Annotated in this window: 12 protein-coding genes; 6 read left to right on the top strand and 6 right to left on the bottom strand. The window is 71.9% G+C overall.

All coding sequences use genetic code 11. The annotated features are described in order from the left end of the window. Positions 1–3 precede the first annotated feature (3 nt). The 3 genes from FHU34_RS19035 to FHU34_RS19025 are packed head-to-tail and all read right to left on the bottom strand — an operon-like array spanning position 4 to position 2,747. The gene (locus tag FHU34_RS19035; protein WP_244311731.1) at positions 4–1,122 is read right to left on the bottom strand and encodes an FUSC family protein; all 1,119 of its coding nucleotides are present in this window, start codon (positions 1,120–1,122) and stop codon (positions 4–6) included. 36 nt (positions 1,123–1,158) lie between these two features. After that, a complete protein-coding gene (locus FHU34_RS19030) occupies positions 1,159–1,533 on the bottom strand; it encodes a sensory rhodopsin transducer (RefSeq protein ID WP_208745037.1) in 375 nt (124 codons plus the stop codon). Next, positions 1,533–2,747: a D-arabinono-1,4-lactone oxidase gene (locus tag FHU34_RS19025; protein ID WP_145782525.1), complete on the bottom strand. Its 1,215-nt coding sequence runs from the start codon at positions 2,745–2,747 to the stop codon at positions 1,533–1,535. Before FHU34_RS19025 ends, FHU34_RS19030 begins: the two co-directional genes overlap by 1 nt. Before the next feature lie 119 nt (positions 2,748–2,866). Here FHU34_RS19025 and FHU34_RS19020 point away from each other — a divergent pair, with 119 nt between their 5' ends. The 5 genes from FHU34_RS19020 (at position 2,867) to FHU34_RS19005 (ending at position 9,972) form a co-directional block, all read left to right on the top strand. Next, complete coding sequence (locus FHU34_RS19020; RefSeq protein WP_145782523.1) at positions 2,867–4,675, top strand: glycoside hydrolase family 15 protein; 1,809 nt, start codon at positions 2,867–2,869, stop codon at positions 4,673–4,675. A gap of 158 nt (positions 4,676–4,833) precedes the next feature. Beyond that, positions 4,834–4,983 (top strand): hypothetical protein, encoded by a 150-nt coding sequence (locus FHU34_RS32995; RefSeq protein WP_165947858.1) that lies wholly within the window; start codon positions 4,834–4,836, stop codon positions 4,981–4,983. 17 nt (positions 4,984–5,000) lie between these two features. After that, on the top strand, positions 5,001–6,431 hold the full coding sequence (locus FHU34_RS19015) for a class I SAM-dependent methyltransferase (RefSeq protein ID WP_145785674.1): 1,431 nt from the start codon (positions 5,001–5,003) through the stop codon (positions 6,429–6,431). Then, positions 6,424–8,457, top strand: coding sequence for a sulfatase-like hydrolase/transferase (locus FHU34_RS19010; RefSeq protein WP_145782521.1), 2,034 nt, complete (start codon positions 6,424–6,426; stop codon positions 8,455–8,457). Before FHU34_RS19015 ends, FHU34_RS19010 begins: the two co-directional genes overlap by 8 nt. A 231-nt stretch (positions 8,458–8,688) precedes the next feature. Further along, positions 8,689–9,972, top strand: coding sequence for a citrate synthase (locus tag FHU34_RS19005; protein WP_145782519.1), 1,284 nt, complete (start codon positions 8,689–8,691; stop codon positions 9,970–9,972). 220 nt (positions 9,973–10,192) lie between these two features. Here the strand turns inward: FHU34_RS19005 and FHU34_RS19000 are convergent, their stop codons facing one another. The 3 genes from FHU34_RS19000 to FHU34_RS18990 all read right to left on the bottom strand — a co-directional run bounded on the left by FHU34_RS19000 (position 10,193) and on the right by FHU34_RS18990 (position 12,793). Next, positions 10,193–10,837 (bottom strand): maleylpyruvate isomerase N-terminal domain-containing protein, encoded by a 645-nt coding sequence (locus FHU34_RS19000; RefSeq protein WP_145782516.1) that lies wholly within the window; start codon positions 10,835–10,837, stop codon positions 10,193–10,195. 246 nt (positions 10,838–11,083) lie between these two features. Further along, entirely contained in the window at positions 11,084–11,263 is a 180-nt protein-coding gene (locus FHU34_RS18995; RefSeq protein ID WP_145782514.1) for a hypothetical protein, read from the bottom strand. Positions 11,264–11,347: 84 nt separating this feature from the next. Next, positions 11,348–12,793 (bottom strand): glycosyltransferase family 4 protein, encoded by a 1,446-nt coding sequence (locus FHU34_RS18990; RefSeq protein WP_145782510.1) that lies wholly within the window; start codon positions 12,791–12,793, stop codon positions 11,348–11,350. A gap of 291 nt (positions 12,794–13,084) precedes the next feature. On the opposite strand from FHU34_RS18990, the gene glgX reads away from it, so the two are divergent. Further along, positions 13,085–15,202 (top strand): glycogen debranching protein GlgX, encoded by a 2,118-nt coding sequence (glgX, locus tag FHU34_RS18985; RefSeq protein WP_145782508.1) that lies wholly within the window; start codon positions 13,085–13,087, stop codon positions 15,200–15,202.

Raw genomic sequence — 15,202 nt, 5'->3', positions numbered from 1 at the left:
CGGTCAGTCGGCGGCGGCCTCACGGACCAACCGGCGTGCCTCGTCGTGGGGCACGCCGGTGGCCCGCAGCAGGTCGTTGGCGGCGGTACGCAGCTGGGACACCACGATCGTCCCGGAGAAGCCCAGACCCTGCCGGCACGCCCCGCCCGCCTCCCGGACCGCGCGCAGCACCCGCGCGCGGGCCTGCACGGGCTCCTGGCCGGCGAGGAACTCCCGGTTCAGCAGTCGGACCGCCTGGCCCAGGTGCTCCACCGCCGCCGGCAGGTCCGCCGGCACCGGCTCCTGGTCGCGCAACGTGGTGCCGATCCGGCGGACCAGCCCGCGGCTGTTGCGGAAGGCCCGCTGCATGTGGGTCACCCCGCCGCGGTACGCGGCGATCGCGCGTCGCCGACGCCACCGCACCGGCGAGAACCGGACCACCTCGTCGGCGGCGTTCGCCACTTCGGTGAGTCGTTTGAGTGTCGGGTCGGCGGCGCGCATCCGCTCCAACGTCGCCTGCGCGCGTCCGGTGTCCGCCTCCGCGAGGGCCTGCGCCGACGCGGTCATCTCCCGGGCGAACAGGTCCAGGGCGGGTTCGGCGGCCCGGCGTACCGTCCGCAGCGGGTTGATCGGCAGGAGCACGAGCATCACCAACAGGCCGGCCGCCCCGCCCACCAGTGCGTTGATCGTGCGCGGCCACTCCAGGTCGGGCGCGCTCGGGGTGAGGGTGGCGATCAGCACGGCCGTACCGCCGGCCTGGGTCATCAGCGCTCCGGTGCCGCGTACCAGCACCGCGGCCGCGATCGCCAGGAAGACGATCACGCCGGTCTGCCACGGCCCGGTGCCGAAGAGGCCGATCAGCAGGTCACCCGCGCCGATGCCGAGCACCACCCCGGCGACCAGCTCCAGCGCGCGGTGGGCGCGCCGCCCGAGGGACGCCGCGATGACGGCGACGGCGGCGGCCGGCGCGAAGGTCGGTTCCGGGTTTCCGAGGACCTCGCGGGCCACCACCCAGGCCAGGGCGGCGGCCAGCCCTGCCTGCAACGCCACGATGAGGTACGTCTGCAACCGCCGGTAGCCGCCCCGACCGGCCTCGACGAGCCGGGCACGCAGCCCTCCGGGCGACCCGGCCGTCGTCGTCATGGTCGCGGTTACCCGACGCGACCGGGCGCGAACCTGTCAGGCCGGGTACGCCATGGTCGCGGCCAGCGCCACCACCCCCGGCAGGCGGGTGTCCTGGCGCAGGAACTGCACCACCACCGGCACCGGGGACCGCAGCAGGGCGCCGTACGGTCGGTCCAGCCGTACCGCCTCCGGGTCGATCAGGTCGTTGAGCCGGACGTGGCGTACCCGGCGGGCGTCCACGGGCAGCGCGTACGGGCCGACGGGCTCGGCGTCCTCGTAGTAGATGTGCAGCTCCACGTCGGCGCGCCTGTCGGTGGTGTTCAGGACGCAGAGTTGGTCGAAGCCGGTGAACTCCGGCTCCGGGCCGTTGCTGGGGAACGGGATGTGCCCGCCCGGCACGACCCAGAGGCAGGCGCCGACGTCGGGCATCAGGTCTCCTCCAGCAGTCGGGCGAGGTCCGGGCTGAGGAACACACCGTCCGGGTCGAGCCGGCGGCGGGCCGCCTGGAAGTCGTCCCAGCGGGGATAGAGGGGCCGCAGGTCGCCGGCGGTCAGCCAGTGCTTCTTGCCCCAGTGCGGTCGGCCCCCGTACTGGCGGAACACCGCCTCCATGTCCCGGAAGTAGTCCTCGTACGGCAGGGAGGTGTTCTGCAGGCACGCGATCGTGGTGGTCGGCCGCCCGTACGCGTTGCTCAGCCAGATGTCGTCGGCGGCGATGCTGCGCACCAGCACCCGCCAGCCGGCGACCTTGCGGTGCCGTTGCATGATCCGGGCTCGGACCTCGGCGAAGCAGGCCGGGAACGCCTCCGACGGCAGCATGTACTCGATCTCCTCGAACCGCAGGTCCCGTTCCTGGGGGATGGTGCGGTGGATGGGCCCGGACCGGATCTCGTGGGGCGCGCCCCACGGGCCGGAGTCCGGCACCCGCGGCGCGGCCCACACCCGCACGTCGGGCCCACCGTCGACGCGGTTCAGGGTGCGGATCTGGGTCTGGTCGCTGCGCGGGTACCAGTAGAAGTCCATGTTGCGGTTGGTGTGCTGCAACTCGGCCAGGTGGTCGAGGGTCCACTCGACGTGCGCGCACCACGCTCGACGGCGCAGCTCGTAGCGGGGCTGCACGTCCAGGGTGACCTGGGTGACCACCCCGAGCGCGCCCAGCGACAGACGGGCCGCCGGCAGCAGGTCGGCGTTGTCGTCAGCCGAGATGTCCAGCACGTCGCCGGTGCCGGTGACCAGGCGGACGCCGGTCACCTGGGTGCACAGGTTGCCGAAGCCGAGGCCGGTGCCATGGGTGCCGGTGGCGGTCGCCCCGGCGATCGACTGGTAGTCGACGTCGCCGAGGTTGTCCATGGCCAGCCCGGCGTCGTACAACCCCTCGCCGAGGGTCTTGAGTTTGGTGCCCGCCCACACCCGTGCCCGGTCGTGGTCCTCGTCGATGACACCGGCGAGCCGGTCCACGCTGAGCAGGATGTCGTCGGTACGCGCCAACGGGCTGGACGAGTGACCGGACCCGACCGGGCGGATCGTCCGGCCGGCCTCCCGCGCGCGGACGACCAGGTCCCGTACCGCGTCCTCGTCGGCCGGCTCGGCGTGCTCCCTCGGGGTGAACGAGAGGCTGCCGGACCAGTTGACGAACCGTCGCATGCGGGGGACTACCCGGCGGCGCGACCGGTAGTCGCCGACGGCTGTTTCCGGGGTCCTGCGCCGGGTAAGCGCGCCGCGTGCCGGTTCCCGGCTTGACCACCCCCGTGCCGGTCCCCGGCTTGTCCAGCTCTGTGCCGCCGATCGACTCGTACGCGTTCCTCTCCGACACCCACACCGGGGCACTCGTCGGCGCGGACGGCACCGTCGACTGGTTCTGCGTGCCGCACTTCGAAGGTGACGCGGTCTTCGCACGCCTGCTGGACCGGCGCGTGGGTGGCGCGTTCACGCTCGCGGTCGACGGCTGTGCCGAGCCGGTCCGCCGCTATCTGCCCGGCACGCTGGTGCTGGAGACCGTGTACCACGCGACCGGGGGCAGCGCGGTCGGTCAGGACTTCCTGGCGGTCCGCGCCGGCGACGCCGCCCAGCCGTTCCGCGCGGGCATGCTGCTGGTACGCCGCCTCACCGTGCGCCAGGGTTCGGTGCGGGTGCGCGCCGAGGTGACACCTCGCACCGGCTACGGCGCCCACGCCGTCGAGTGGCACCGCGACGGCGACCGGTGGGTGGCCGCCGACGCCGGGCTGGGGCTCCGCTCGACGCTGCCGTTCCGCGTCGACGGGGCGACGATGCGGGCCGAGGCGGTGCTGCACGAGGGGCAGACGGTCGACGTGCTGCTCGACTACGGCGCAGGCCCGGCCGAGGCGGTCGACTCCGCCGAGCTGTTGGCGCAGAGCTGCCGGACCTGGCGCGAGTGGTCCGACCGCGCGGACTACACCGGCCACGGCAGCGACCAGGTGCGGCACAGCGCCACCGTCCTGCGGGGGCTGTCCTTCGACGAGACCGGGGCGTTGCTCGCCGCGCCCACCGCCGCGCTGCCCGAGGAGATCGGCGGGGTCCGCAACTGGGACTACCGCTTCACCTGGCACCGCGACGCCGCGCTGCTGCTGCTCGCCCTCTTCCGGCTGGGCCACGCCGAGGAGGGCCGTCGCTACCTGCGCTTCCTGCTGACGACCTGCGCCGGTGCCGGCGCCGACCTGCCCCCGCTCGTCGGGATCCACGGGGCGACCGGCGAGGAGAGGGTCCTCGACCACCTCGACGGCTACGCCGGCTCCCGCCCGGTGCGCGTCGGCAACGAGGCCGCCCACCAGGTGCAGTTCGACACGTACGGGCACGTGCTCGACGCCGCGCTGTCGTACCAGCAGCTCACCGGCGAGTTGACAGGTGCGCAGTGGCGGGTGCTGCGCCGGCACGTCGACACGATGGCCGCCCGGTGGCGGGAACCCGACCACGGCATCTGGGAGATCCGGGGACCGCGCCGGCACTACGTCAACTCGAAGGTGATGGCCTGGGTCTGCCTCGACCGGGGCATCCGCCTCGCCGACCTGCTCGGCGACGGCGACGCGCCCGTCGACAGGTGGCGCACCAACCGCGACGCCGTCCACGCCGAGGTGATCGCGCGCGGTTACGACACCGGCATCGACAGCTTCGTGCTGGCGTACGACTCGACGCAGCTCGACGCCTCGCTGCTGCGGATACCGCTGGTCGGGTTCCTCCCCGGGGACGACCCGCGGGTGGTCGCCACCATCGACCGCGTCCGGCGGGACCTCGCCGTCGCACCGGCGCTGATCCGGCGGTACGCGATCGACGACGGCCTGCCCGGTGAGGAGGGCGCGTTCCTGCTCTGCTCCTTCGAGCTGGTCTCCGCGTTGGTGCTGGCGGGGCGGCGCGACGAGGCGGGGGAGCTGTTCGACCGACTGTGCGGGTACGCCGGGCCCCTCGGCCTGTACGCCGAGCAGGTCGACGCCGCCGGCACCGCGCTGGGCAACTACCCGCAGGCCTTCACCCACCTCGCGTTGATCGAGGCGGCCCTGAACCTCGACGGTGCCGGCGACCGCGACGCCCTGCACGCGTGGGCGGACCGGAGCGTGTGAGTCACATCCTGTGGCGAGGCTGAGAGTCCGCCAATGTGCCCGCGACGCGGATGGCGATCGGCGTACGGTGAGGGACAAGTCCGGCTTTCTGGGTCAAAAGCCTCACCGCTGCATGCTCGGGACGCCGGTGTCGAGACGGCGAGCGCAAGGAGCGATCGGTGGAACATCTGGCCTACCTGGACGCGGGATCCGGCAGCCTGATCGTGCAGGCGGTCGTCGGCGGGGTGGCCGGCGCAGCGGTCGCCGCGAAGCTCTACTGGCGACGCCTGGTCGACCGGTTCCGCCGGCAACCCACCGACCAGCGGTGAGCCGGCCGACCCCGACGATGGCGATCTCACCCACCGAGGTACGGCCCGAGCCGGCCTCCTTCCGCGACCCGGCCAACCGGGTGTTCCACGTCGGCGACGAGGTGCTGCGCGGGCTGGACCCCCAGGCCGCCGAGCACTGGCGGGCGCTCAACGGCAGCACGTTCTTCCCGGCGCTCGTCGCCGCGCGCAAGGTCTGCGCCACCGAGGACGCCCCGCCGACACTGGTACCCGCCGCGACCGGCAGCCCGTGGGCCGCCGTGCTGCGCCACGAGCGCATCCCGTTCGTCTCCCACCCGTACGAGTGGTCGTTCAGCATGCTGCGCGACGCCGCGCTGCTGCACCTGGAGATCCTGCGCGCCGCGCTCGGCGAGGGCTTCACCACCAAGGACGGCTCGGCGTACAACCTGCAGTGGCGCGGCGCCGACCCGGTCTTCATCGACATCGGCTCCTTCGAACCGGTCCGCGACGGCGAACCGTGGGCCGGCTACCGGCAGTTCTGCCAGACCGTGCTCTACCCACTGATGCTCACCGCCCACCTGGGCGTCGACTTCCAGCCGTGGCTGCGCGCCCGCGTCGACGGCATCGAGGCCGACGAGCTGCGACCACTCTTCGGCGGGACCCGCCGACTGCGCCCCGGCGTGCTGACCCACCTGCACCTGCACGGGGCCATGCAGCACCGCAACGCCGCCGCCAGCACCACCGAGGTACGCGACCAACTGCGGGCCGCCGGCTTCTCCCGGGAGTTGCTGCTGGCCACCGTACGCGGCATCGAGAGGCTGGTCCGCAAGCTGGACCACCGCCCGGCCGGCAGCCACTGGTCGGACTACCAGGTCACCTGCGGCTACTCGGCCCGCGACCGGGTGGCGAAGGAGCAGTTCGTGGTCACCTCGGTGGCCGCGGGCTCCCGTTCCCGCCTGGTGCTCGACCTCGGCGCCAACGACGGTCGGTACTCCCGGTTGGCGGCCGGGCACGCCGACTACGTGGTCGCCGTCGAGCAGGACCCGGCAGTGGTCGACGAGCTGTACCGCAAGCTGCGCTCCGAGGGGCAGCGCCGGATCCTGCCGCTGGTGCTTGACCTCGCCGACCCGTCACCGGGTGGCGGCTGGCGGGGCGTCGAACGGGCCGGATTCGCCGACCGGGCGTCCGCCGACGTGGTGCTCGCTCTGGCCGTCGTGCACCACCTGGCGATCGGGCGCAACGTGCCGCTGCCGGAGGTCGTCGACTGGCTGGCCGGGCTGACCGCGCCGCGCGGCACCGTGGTGGTGGAGTTCGTCCACCCCGAGGACCCGATGGCCACCCGGCTGTTGGCCAACAAACCCGCGGGCCTCTTCCCGGACTACCGGCGCGACACCTTCGAGACGCTGCTCGCCGCCCGGGGCCGGATCACCGAGCGGCTGGAACTGCCCTCGGGCACCCGCACGCTCTACCGAACGGTGATCGGTGGCTGAACCGCCCGTCGCCACCCCGTCGCCTGCAGTCCTGCGGTGGGACCGGGGCTGGCGCGGTGAGCTGGGCCGGCTGCTGGAGGTGACCGCGCTGGTCGGGCTGGTGGTCACCCAACCACTGCTGGACGTGCTCGGCCGCAGCCCCGACTTCTTCCTGTTCCACCGCGCCGACCCGGCGCAGATCCTGCTCCTGGTCGCCCTGGTGGCGGTGCTGCCCACGACCGGGATGGCGCTGCTCGGCGCCCTCAGTCGACTGGCCGGCCGGACGGTCCGCGCCGTCACCCACACCGGGCTCGTCGGGCTGCTGATCGCCGCCCTCGCCGTGCAGGTGGGCCGACACGTGACGCCGCTTCGGGGCGTACCGCTGCTGGTGGTGGCCCTGCTGGTCGGAGCCGGGGGCGCCGTCGCACACCGGCGGTGGCGGGCGCCGCGCCTGGTCCTGCGTCTCGCCGCCGCCGGGCCGGTCGCCTTCGTGGCGCTGTTCCTGTTCGTCTCGCCCACCTCCGCGGTGGTCCTGCCGCGCGGCGACGGCGGCGCGGCCGGCACCGCGCAGGGCGGGGGCGTGCACCCGCCGGTGGTGATGCTGATCCTCGACGAGCTGCCACTGGTCAGCCTGCTCGGCACCGACGGGACGATCGACGCGACGCGGTTCCCGCACTTCGCGGAGCTGGCCGGCGCGTCCACCTGGTACCGCAACGCGACAGGCGTCAGCGGGTGGACGCCCAACGCGCTGCCCGCCATGCTCACCGGCCGCTACCCGGCGAGGCCGGTCGCCCCGCACTACTCGCAGTACCCGGACAACATCTTCACCGCCTTCGGCGGCCTCTACGACATCAAGGCCGAGGAGAGCATCACCCGCCTCTGCCCGCCCAGCCGGTGCGAGCAACCGGTCACCCCGGAGCAGGGGCTCGGCGTGCTGGTCCGGGAGACCGGCACGCTCCTCGGCCGGATCGCCGGGCCCACGGAGAGCGCCGTCGACCCGGAGGACTCCTACCGGGAGCAGACCCGCGTCGAGGCCGGCCTGGACGCCGCCGAGCCGGTGCCGGCCGACCCGAAGTTCCGCTGGGACAGCCTGGACGACAACCAGCCGGCCCGGTTCACCAGCTTCCTGGCCGGGCTGAAGCCGACGCCCCGGCCCACACTGCACTTCCTGCACCTGCTGATGCCGCACTCGCCGTGGGCGTACCTGCCGTCCGGGGCCCGCTACGACGCCCCCGAGGACCTGCCCAACGACGGCGCCGGCTGGGTCGACCTGGCCCGGCAACGCCACCTCGCCCAGCTCGGCTACACCGACCGGCTGATCGGCGAAACCCTGCGGACGCTGCGCGCCAGCGGCCTCTACGACCAGTCCCTGCTCGTGGTGACCGCCGACCACGGCGTCAGCTTCCGCCCTGGCGCTCAGGGCCGGGGCATGGACGCGATCAAGGCCGCCGCCGGCGAGGTCGCCTGGGTGCCGATGTTCGTCAAGGAACCCCGGCAACAGACCGGCCGGGTGGACGACCGCAACTGGGAGCACGTCGACCTGCTGCCGACCGTCGCCGACGAGGCCAACATCCGGTTGCCCTGGCGCGTCGACGGCCGCTCCGCCCGGCAGGCCCCGCGTACCGACGGCACCAAACACTTCTACGACCGCCCCGGCGAACCGACCACCTTCCCCGGCGGCGTGCCCAGCCCGCCACCGCTGCCGACCCCGCACCCCCTGGTCGGCACGCAGGTGCGCGCCGGCCCGGCCGCCGGCAACGCCCGGGTGGCCGACCTGGCCGCGTTCACCGCCATGGACCCGGACACCGGAACCCTCCCGGCGCTCGTCTGGGGCGACGTCCCGGACCAGATCCCGGACGGCACGCTGCTGGCCGTGGCCGTCAACGGCCGGATCGGGGCCGTCGTCCCGGCGGTGCCCGCCGACCCCGGCGGCCGCCGGTTCGCCGCACTGCTCACCGACGACACGCTGTTCCGCGCCGGCACCAACCAGCTCGACGTCCTCCAGGTCGCGCCGGACGGTACGCTGCGACGCCTCGCCCTGTCGTGACCTGGCAGTCGGGTCGGTGCGGCCGGTGTCCCGGCTGGGTTTCGGCCGGCGTCCCGGCTGGGTTTCGGCCGGCTCCCGGCTGGCGGGATGCCGGGTTTCCCGGCGGCCCGGTCGGGAATCGGGTGACGCATGCCTCACCGCAGAACCACGGCGGGCGTTGTCCACCGAGCCGCAATTACGGTAGAAGCGAAGGCAATTCAACGTAGATCTGCCGGCGAAGCGAGGAACCACATGACGGAAGTCAAGCTCGATCACCCCGGTGGGCAGCTGTCGATGCCGGTACATCCCGCGGTCGAGGGCCCCGCTGGTATCGGGGTGAGCAAGCTGCTGAAGGAAACCGGGATGACCACGTACGACCCCGGTTTCGTCAACACCGCGGCTGCCTCATCCGCGATCACCTACATCGACGGCGACGCGGGGATCCTGCGTTACCGGGGATACCCGATCGAGCAGTTGGCCGAGAAGTCCTCCTTCCTGGAGGTCTCGTACCTGCTCATCTACGGTGAGCTGCCGACCGAGCAGCAGCTGACCGAGTTCACCGAGTGGATTCGGCGGCACTCGCTGCTGCACGAGGAGATGCGTCGCTTCTTCGACGGCTTCCCCCGGGACGCCCACCCGATGGCGGTGCTGTCGTCCGCGGTGAGCGCCCTGTCCACCTTCTACCAGGACAGCCTGGACCCGTTCGACTCCGAGCACGTGGAGATCTCCACGGTCCGGCTGATGGCGAAGGTCCCCACCATCGCCTCGTACGCGTACAAGAAGTCCATCGGGCAGCCCCTGCTCTACCCGGACAACTCCCTCGGGTACGTGGACAACCTCCTGCGGATGACGTTCGGCGTGCCGGCGGAGCCGTACGAGGTCGACCCGGTGATGTCGAAGGTGCTGGACATGCTCTTCGTCCTGCACGCCGACCACGAGCAGAACTGCTCCACGTCGACCGTCCGCCTGGTCGGCTCCAGCAACGCCAACCTGTTCGCCTCGGTCTCGGCCGGCGTGAACGCGCTGTTCGGTCCGCTGCACGGCGGCGCGAACCAGGCGGTGCTGGAGATGCTCCAGCAGATCCACGCCGGCGACGACGACGTCCGGTCCTTCGTCCGCAAGGTCAAGGACAAGGAGGACGGCGTCAAGCTGATGGGCTTCGGCCACCGGGTCTACAAGAACTACGACCCGCGCGCGGCGATCGTCAAGAAGGCCGCGCAGGACGTGCTGGGCCGCATGGCCAAGCCGGACCCGTTGCTGGACATCGCCATGGAGCTGGAGGAGATCGCGCTCGCCGACGACTTCTTCGTCTCCCGCCGGCTCTACCCGAACGTGGACTTCTACACCGGCCTGATCTACAAGGCCATGGGCTTCCCGACCAAGATGTTCACGGTCCTCTTCGCGCTCGGCCGGCTCCCCGGCTGGATCGCCCAGTGGCGCGAGATGATCAGCGACCCGGAGACCAAGATCGGCCGTCCGCGGCAGGTCTACGTCGGTGCCGCCGAACGGGACTACGTCCCCTTCAACGAGCGCTGACCTCCATCGCTCTTGGCTCCACCGCTCGTCGTACCACCGCAGGCCGTCGACCCGCTCGGGTCGGCGGCCTGTCGCCTTCCGTCGGTCGCGTCGGCCCCGGCCCGGTCAGGTGGGGCTTGATCGACTCGGCTTCCTGGAAGTTGGGGCATCGGCGGCGCTGGGATACCGCGCCTTCACGGCAGCCGAGTCGATCAAGCGCGACTGCCGACCCCGGCGGGTGTCAGAAGGCGGAGATGTCCTGTGCCCGCTCGCTGCGGCTCAACGCGCTGATCAGCGCGGACTGGCCACGGCGGCGAACGGCCAGCCGTACCAGCAGGTCGCGGACGGGCTCGAAGACCTCCGCCGGGAACTCCGGCGTGGGTACGCCGATGCTCACCGCGAGGTCGTCGGAGTGGACCACGACCTCCAACTGGCGGGTCAGCAGGAAGTCACCGCGCCGCAGGGCCCAGCCCTGCCACGGAATGGGTACGACGTCCAGAGCCGCGCCGCGCGCCAGCAGGTTTCCCGCCGCCTCCAGTGCGGCGGCGGAACGGGCGTGCAGGTCGGCGGGGCCTCGGGCCGCGTCGGCTTCGTCGTTGCTCGCGGCGACCGAGGCTTCGTCCGGGGTCCCCTCGCTGACCCAGGCGGCCCGCTCGTAGTGGTTGTCGGCCGACTCCAACACCGGCAGGTCGCTCGGCGTCGGCAGCAGCTCCGCCACCCGAATCGCCTGACGTCCCAGGTGGCACGCCAAGCCGCCGATGGACAGGTGTGGCAGCACACTCGGACGCGACCACTGCTCCGACACCTCGGGGCGGCGAATCAGGTCCAGAGCGATGGAAGCGGCAACCGGGAACGCGGAATCCAGGGCGTCGACAGGGCGAGACATTCGCACATTCTGGCAGCCCCGACAGGTCCCCGCCGCGCGGCAGGACGCGGCGGTCACCGGGCGTTGGGGTCACGGACCAGGGCGGTGGACCGGGGTCGTGGACCGGGGCGGTGGACCGAGGCCGGCCCGGCAGGCCCGAATCGGGGCCGTGCGTCGGCACCCGGGCCGGGGCCAGCCCGGGGGTCATGGACCGGGTGGGCCTTGATCGTCTCCATGTCGCCGATGTGGCGGCATCCCGGCGCGGCGTTACTGCCACTTCGGCGATATGGAGTCGATCGAGCGCGGCGCCGGGGCGTGCGGGGCGAGCGTGGCGTCGGGGGCGCGGGCCGAGCGCGACCGGGCGTCGGTGTGCGTCACGCTCGGCGGCCGGGCGCGCGTGATCGTCTCGGGTTGCAGGAAGTCGGGGTGTCCCAGACGCAAGGACACCCCGACTTCAAGGAACGCGAGTTGATCAAGGGGTCAGCGCGACCCCGAGGTCAGCGCGACCCCGAGGTCAGCGCGACCCGCGGGTCAGCGCAGGCCGGCGGCGGCCAGCAGGTTGCCTTCGGGGAGCGCCGGTAGCGCACGGCCCTGGGACATCCGCCGCTCGGCCCGTTCGGCCGTGAACGCGGCGTCGGAGTGGATGGCGGCGGCGTAGCTGGCGGCGGTGCGTTGGGCGATCGCGGACCAGCCGTACTGGTCGTGGACCATCCGGCGGGCACGGCGGGCCATGACGCGGGACCGGTCGGGGTCGGACAGGAGCGCGTCGATGGCGTCGGCGAGCCCGTCCGGGTCGTGCGGGCGGAAGGTCATTCCGGTGACGCCCGGCTCGACGATCTCGGCGAGGCCGCCGGTGGCGGCGACGGCGAGGGGAGCGCCAGCGGCGGCGCCTTCCAGTGCCACCATGCCGAACGGCTCGTAGATGCTCGGCACGGCGAAGCAGTCGGACGCGGCCATCAGCGCCGGCAGGTCGGTGCCGCCGAGGAAGCCGGGCATGGTGACCATGCCGCCCAGACCGCGGCGGTGCACCTCGGCCTCCAGTTCGGCGCGGTACGGGCCGTCACCGGCGATCACGGCACGTAGCCCGGGGTGGCGTTCGCGCAGTCGGGGGAGCGCGGCGATCAGGTGTTGCACGCCCTTCTCGTAGACGAGGCGGCCGGCGAAGGTGACCAGCGGGCCGTTCCCGGCGAACCGGGCCCGGGCGGCGGCCACCGCGCGCGAGGGCACCCGCCAGCGGTGCGGCTCGACGCCGTTGGCGACCACGTCGACTCGTCCGGCCGGTACGCCGAACAGCGCGTTCACCTCGTCACGCATGTATCCGGAGCAGACGATCACCCGGTTGGACTCGCTGCTGAGCCACTGCTCGACACCGTGGATGGTGCGGTTCATCTCCTCCGGCAGCCAGCCCTGGTGCCGGCCTGCCTCGGTGGCGTGGATGGTGCTGACCAGCGGGATGTCCAGGTGGTCGCGCAACGTCATCGCGGTGTGCGCGACGAGCCAGTCGTGGGCGTGGATGACGTCGTACGAACCGGCCTGGGTGGCGCGCAGGGCGGTGCGGGTGAGGGTGTGGTTGAAGGCCATCGTCCACGCGAGCAGGGAGTCGGTGGCGAGGGGGAAGGTCACCGGGTCCTCGGGGGCGCGCAGGATGCGCACGCCGTCGGCGTACTCCTCCAGGGGTGCGCCCTCGGAGTGGCGGGTGACGACGGTGACCTCGTGGCCGGCGGCGGCCAGGGCCACCGACAGCGCGTGTACGTGTCGGCCGAGGCCGCCGACGAGCACCGGCGGGTACTCCCAGGACAGCATGAGGATGCGGCGGGTCTGCGGGGGCACCCCGGGGCCGGGCCGCGTCGGCACGACCGCGCCGGGCTGCGCGGACGGAGCAGGCGATGTCGAAAGCTGGGGCCGGGAGGTAACGGTGGGCCGGTGGGTTCGGTCCTTGGTGGCAGCGAGCTGCTCGTCGACCCGCAGGGTCGTCACATCAATCTCCGTCCATGCATGGTGGTACGCGCCGGCGTCAGTGGCGGCGGAGTGAGTGGTGAAAGGGGGTGGCCGAGGGCCCAGGGCGTGCGCGCGGGCGCTTGTCCCCGAACAAGGAAAGTCCATCTGGCCCAAGAACGCACCTCGAAAACGGCCATCGTGACGGAGGACACCTGAGGGTTTAACGCGCATCAGACAGGTGGTTTCCGGGCACTGCCTGAAAGGATGGATTGGTGCGCCCGGGGGCAGGGCAATACCCGCGCGCACATCACCATGGGTTGAAGGAGCGACATGCAGGTCTGGCCGGGCGAGCGGTACCCCCTGGGCGCTACCTACGACGGGATGGGCACCAACTTCGCCATCTTCTCCGAGGTCGCCGAGCGGATCGAGCTGTGCCTCTTCGACGAGTGGGACACCGGCGCGGAGCGGCGTGTGGAGCTGCGCGAGGTGGACGCGTACGTGTGGCACGCGTACCTGCCGGGCATCGAGCCGGGGCAGCGCTACGGCTACCGGGTGCACGGCCCGTACGACCCGGCGAACGGGTTGCGCTGCAACCCGCACAAGCTGCTGATCGACCCGTACGCGAAGGCCATCGACGGTGACATCCAGTGGGACCCGGCGGTCTACGACTACGACATGAACGAGCCGGAGCGGATGAACGAGACCGACTCGGCGCCGTTCATGCCGAAGTCGGTGGTGGTGAACCCGTACTTCGACTGGGGCAACGACAAGCCGCCCCGCACGCCTTATCACCACTCGGTGATCTACGAGGCCCACGTGCGCGGGTTGACGATGCGGCACCCGGACATCCCGGAGGAGCTGCGTGGCACGTACGCGGGCATCGCCTCCCCGCCGATGATCGACTATCTGACCCGGCTCGGGGTGACGGCGATCGAGCTGATGCCGGTGCACCAGTTCGTGCACGACCACCGGCTCAACGATCTCGGGTTGCGCAACTACTGGGGCTACAACACGATCGGCTTCTTCGCCCCGCACCACGGCTACTCCGCGCTGGGCCGGACCGGTCAGCAGGTGCAGGAGTTCCGGGGCATGGTCAAGGCGCTGCACGCGGCCGGCATCGAGGTCATCCTCGACGTGGTCTACAACCACACCGCCGAGGGCAACCACCTCGGGCCGACGTTGAGCTTCAAGGGCGTGGACGCCCCGAGCTACTACCGGCTCAGCGAAGAGGATCGGCGCTACTTCGTCGACTACACGGGCACCGGCAACAGCCTCAACGTGCGTAGCCCGCACTCCCTGCAACTGATCATGGATTCGTTGCGGTACTGGGTGACCGAGATGCACGTCGACGGGTTCCGGTTCGACCTGGCGGCGACCCTGGCCCGGGAGTTCTACGAGGTGGACCGGCTGTCCACGTTCTTCGAGGTGGTGCAGCAGGACCCGGTGGTCAGTCGGGTGAAGCTGATCGCCGAGCCGTGGGACGTCGGCCCGGGCGGCTACCAGGTGGGCAACTTCCCGCCGCTGTGGACGGAGTGGAACGGAAAGTACCGGGACACCGTGCGGGACTTCTGGCGCGGTGAGCCGGCCACCCTTGCCGAGTTCGCGTCGCGGATCTCCGGCTCGGCCGACCTCTACCAGGACGACGGCCGTCGACCGTTCCACAGCATCAACTTCGTCACCGTCCACGACGGGTTCACACTCAACGACCTGGTGTCGTACAACGACAAGCACAACGAGGCCAACGGCGAGGACAACCGGGACGGCGAGAGCCACAACCGCTCCTGGAACTGCGGCGTCGAGGGCGACACCGACGACGAGGCGATCCTCGCCCTGCGGGCCAAGCAGCGGCGCAACTTCCTGGCCACCCTCATGCTGTCGCAGGGTGTGCCGATGATCGGCCACGGCGACGAGCTGGGTCGCACCCAGCGGGGCAACAACAACGTCTACTGCCAGGACAGCGAACTGGCGTGGGTCGACTGGGACAACGTCGACGAGCAACTGTTGGAGTTCGTCCGGACGCTCACCGACTTCCGCAAGCGGCACCAGGTGTTCCGCCGCCGCCGGTTCTTCACCGGCCTGCCGGTCGGCGGGCGCGGCACCGACGAGCCGCTGCCCGACCTGGCCTGGCACACCCCGGACGGGCGGGAGATGACCGGCGAGGACTGGGGCAACGACTTCGGCCGTTCGGTGGCCCTGTTCGTCAACGGCGAGGGCATCCGGGAGCGCGGCCAGTACGGCCAGAAGCACCACGACGCCTCGTTCCTGCTCTGCTTCAACGCCCACGACGCGCCGTTGGACTTCACGCTGCCCGGCAGCGAGTACGGCCAGAAGTGGGAACGGGTGATCAGCACGGCCGACCCCGAGCCCGACGACGCCACGGTGATCAGCGCGGGCGGCACCATCCGGGTGCCGGACCGCTCCCTCGTCGTGCTGGAGAGGACGATCTGA

The organism is Micromonospora taraxaci, from assembly GCF_007830095.1.
GTDB classification, from domain to species: domain Bacteria; phylum Actinomycetota; class Actinomycetes; order Mycobacteriales; family Micromonosporaceae; genus Micromonospora; species Micromonospora taraxaci.
Note: the sequence above shows the minus strand (reverse complement) of the source record. Positions and strands in the feature narration are given on the sequence as shown.

What these genes read in the sequence shown, in the direction of transcription:
- FHU34_RS19005 (WP_145782519.1), top strand. Translation starts at nt 8,689, where the DNA reads ATGACGGAAGTCAAGCTCGATCACCCCGGTGGGCAGCTGTCGATGCCG.
- glgX (WP_145782508.1), top strand. Translation starts at nt 13,085, where the DNA reads ATGCAGGTCTGGCCGGGCGAGCGGTACCCCCTGGGCGCTACCTACGAC.
- FHU34_RS19015 (WP_145785674.1), top strand. Translation starts at nt 5,001, where the DNA reads ATGGCGATCTCACCCACCGAGGTACGGCCCGAGCCGGCCTCCTTCCGC.
- FHU34_RS19035 (WP_244311731.1), bottom strand. Translation starts at nt 1,122, where the DNA reads ATGACGACGACGGCCGGGTCGCCCGGAGGGCTGCGTGCCCGGCTCGTC.
- FHU34_RS19000 (WP_145782516.1), bottom strand. Translation starts at nt 10,837, where the DNA reads ATGTCTCGCCCTGTCGACGCCCTGGATTCCGCGTTCCCGGTTGCCGCT.
- FHU34_RS19030 (WP_208745037.1), bottom strand. Translation starts at nt 1,533, where the DNA reads ATGCCCGACGTCGGCGCCTGCCTCTGGGTCGTGCCGGGCGGGCACATC.
- FHU34_RS19025 (WP_145782525.1), bottom strand. Translation starts at nt 2,747, where the DNA reads ATGCGACGGTTCGTCAACTGGTCCGGCAGCCTCTCGTTCACCCCGAGG.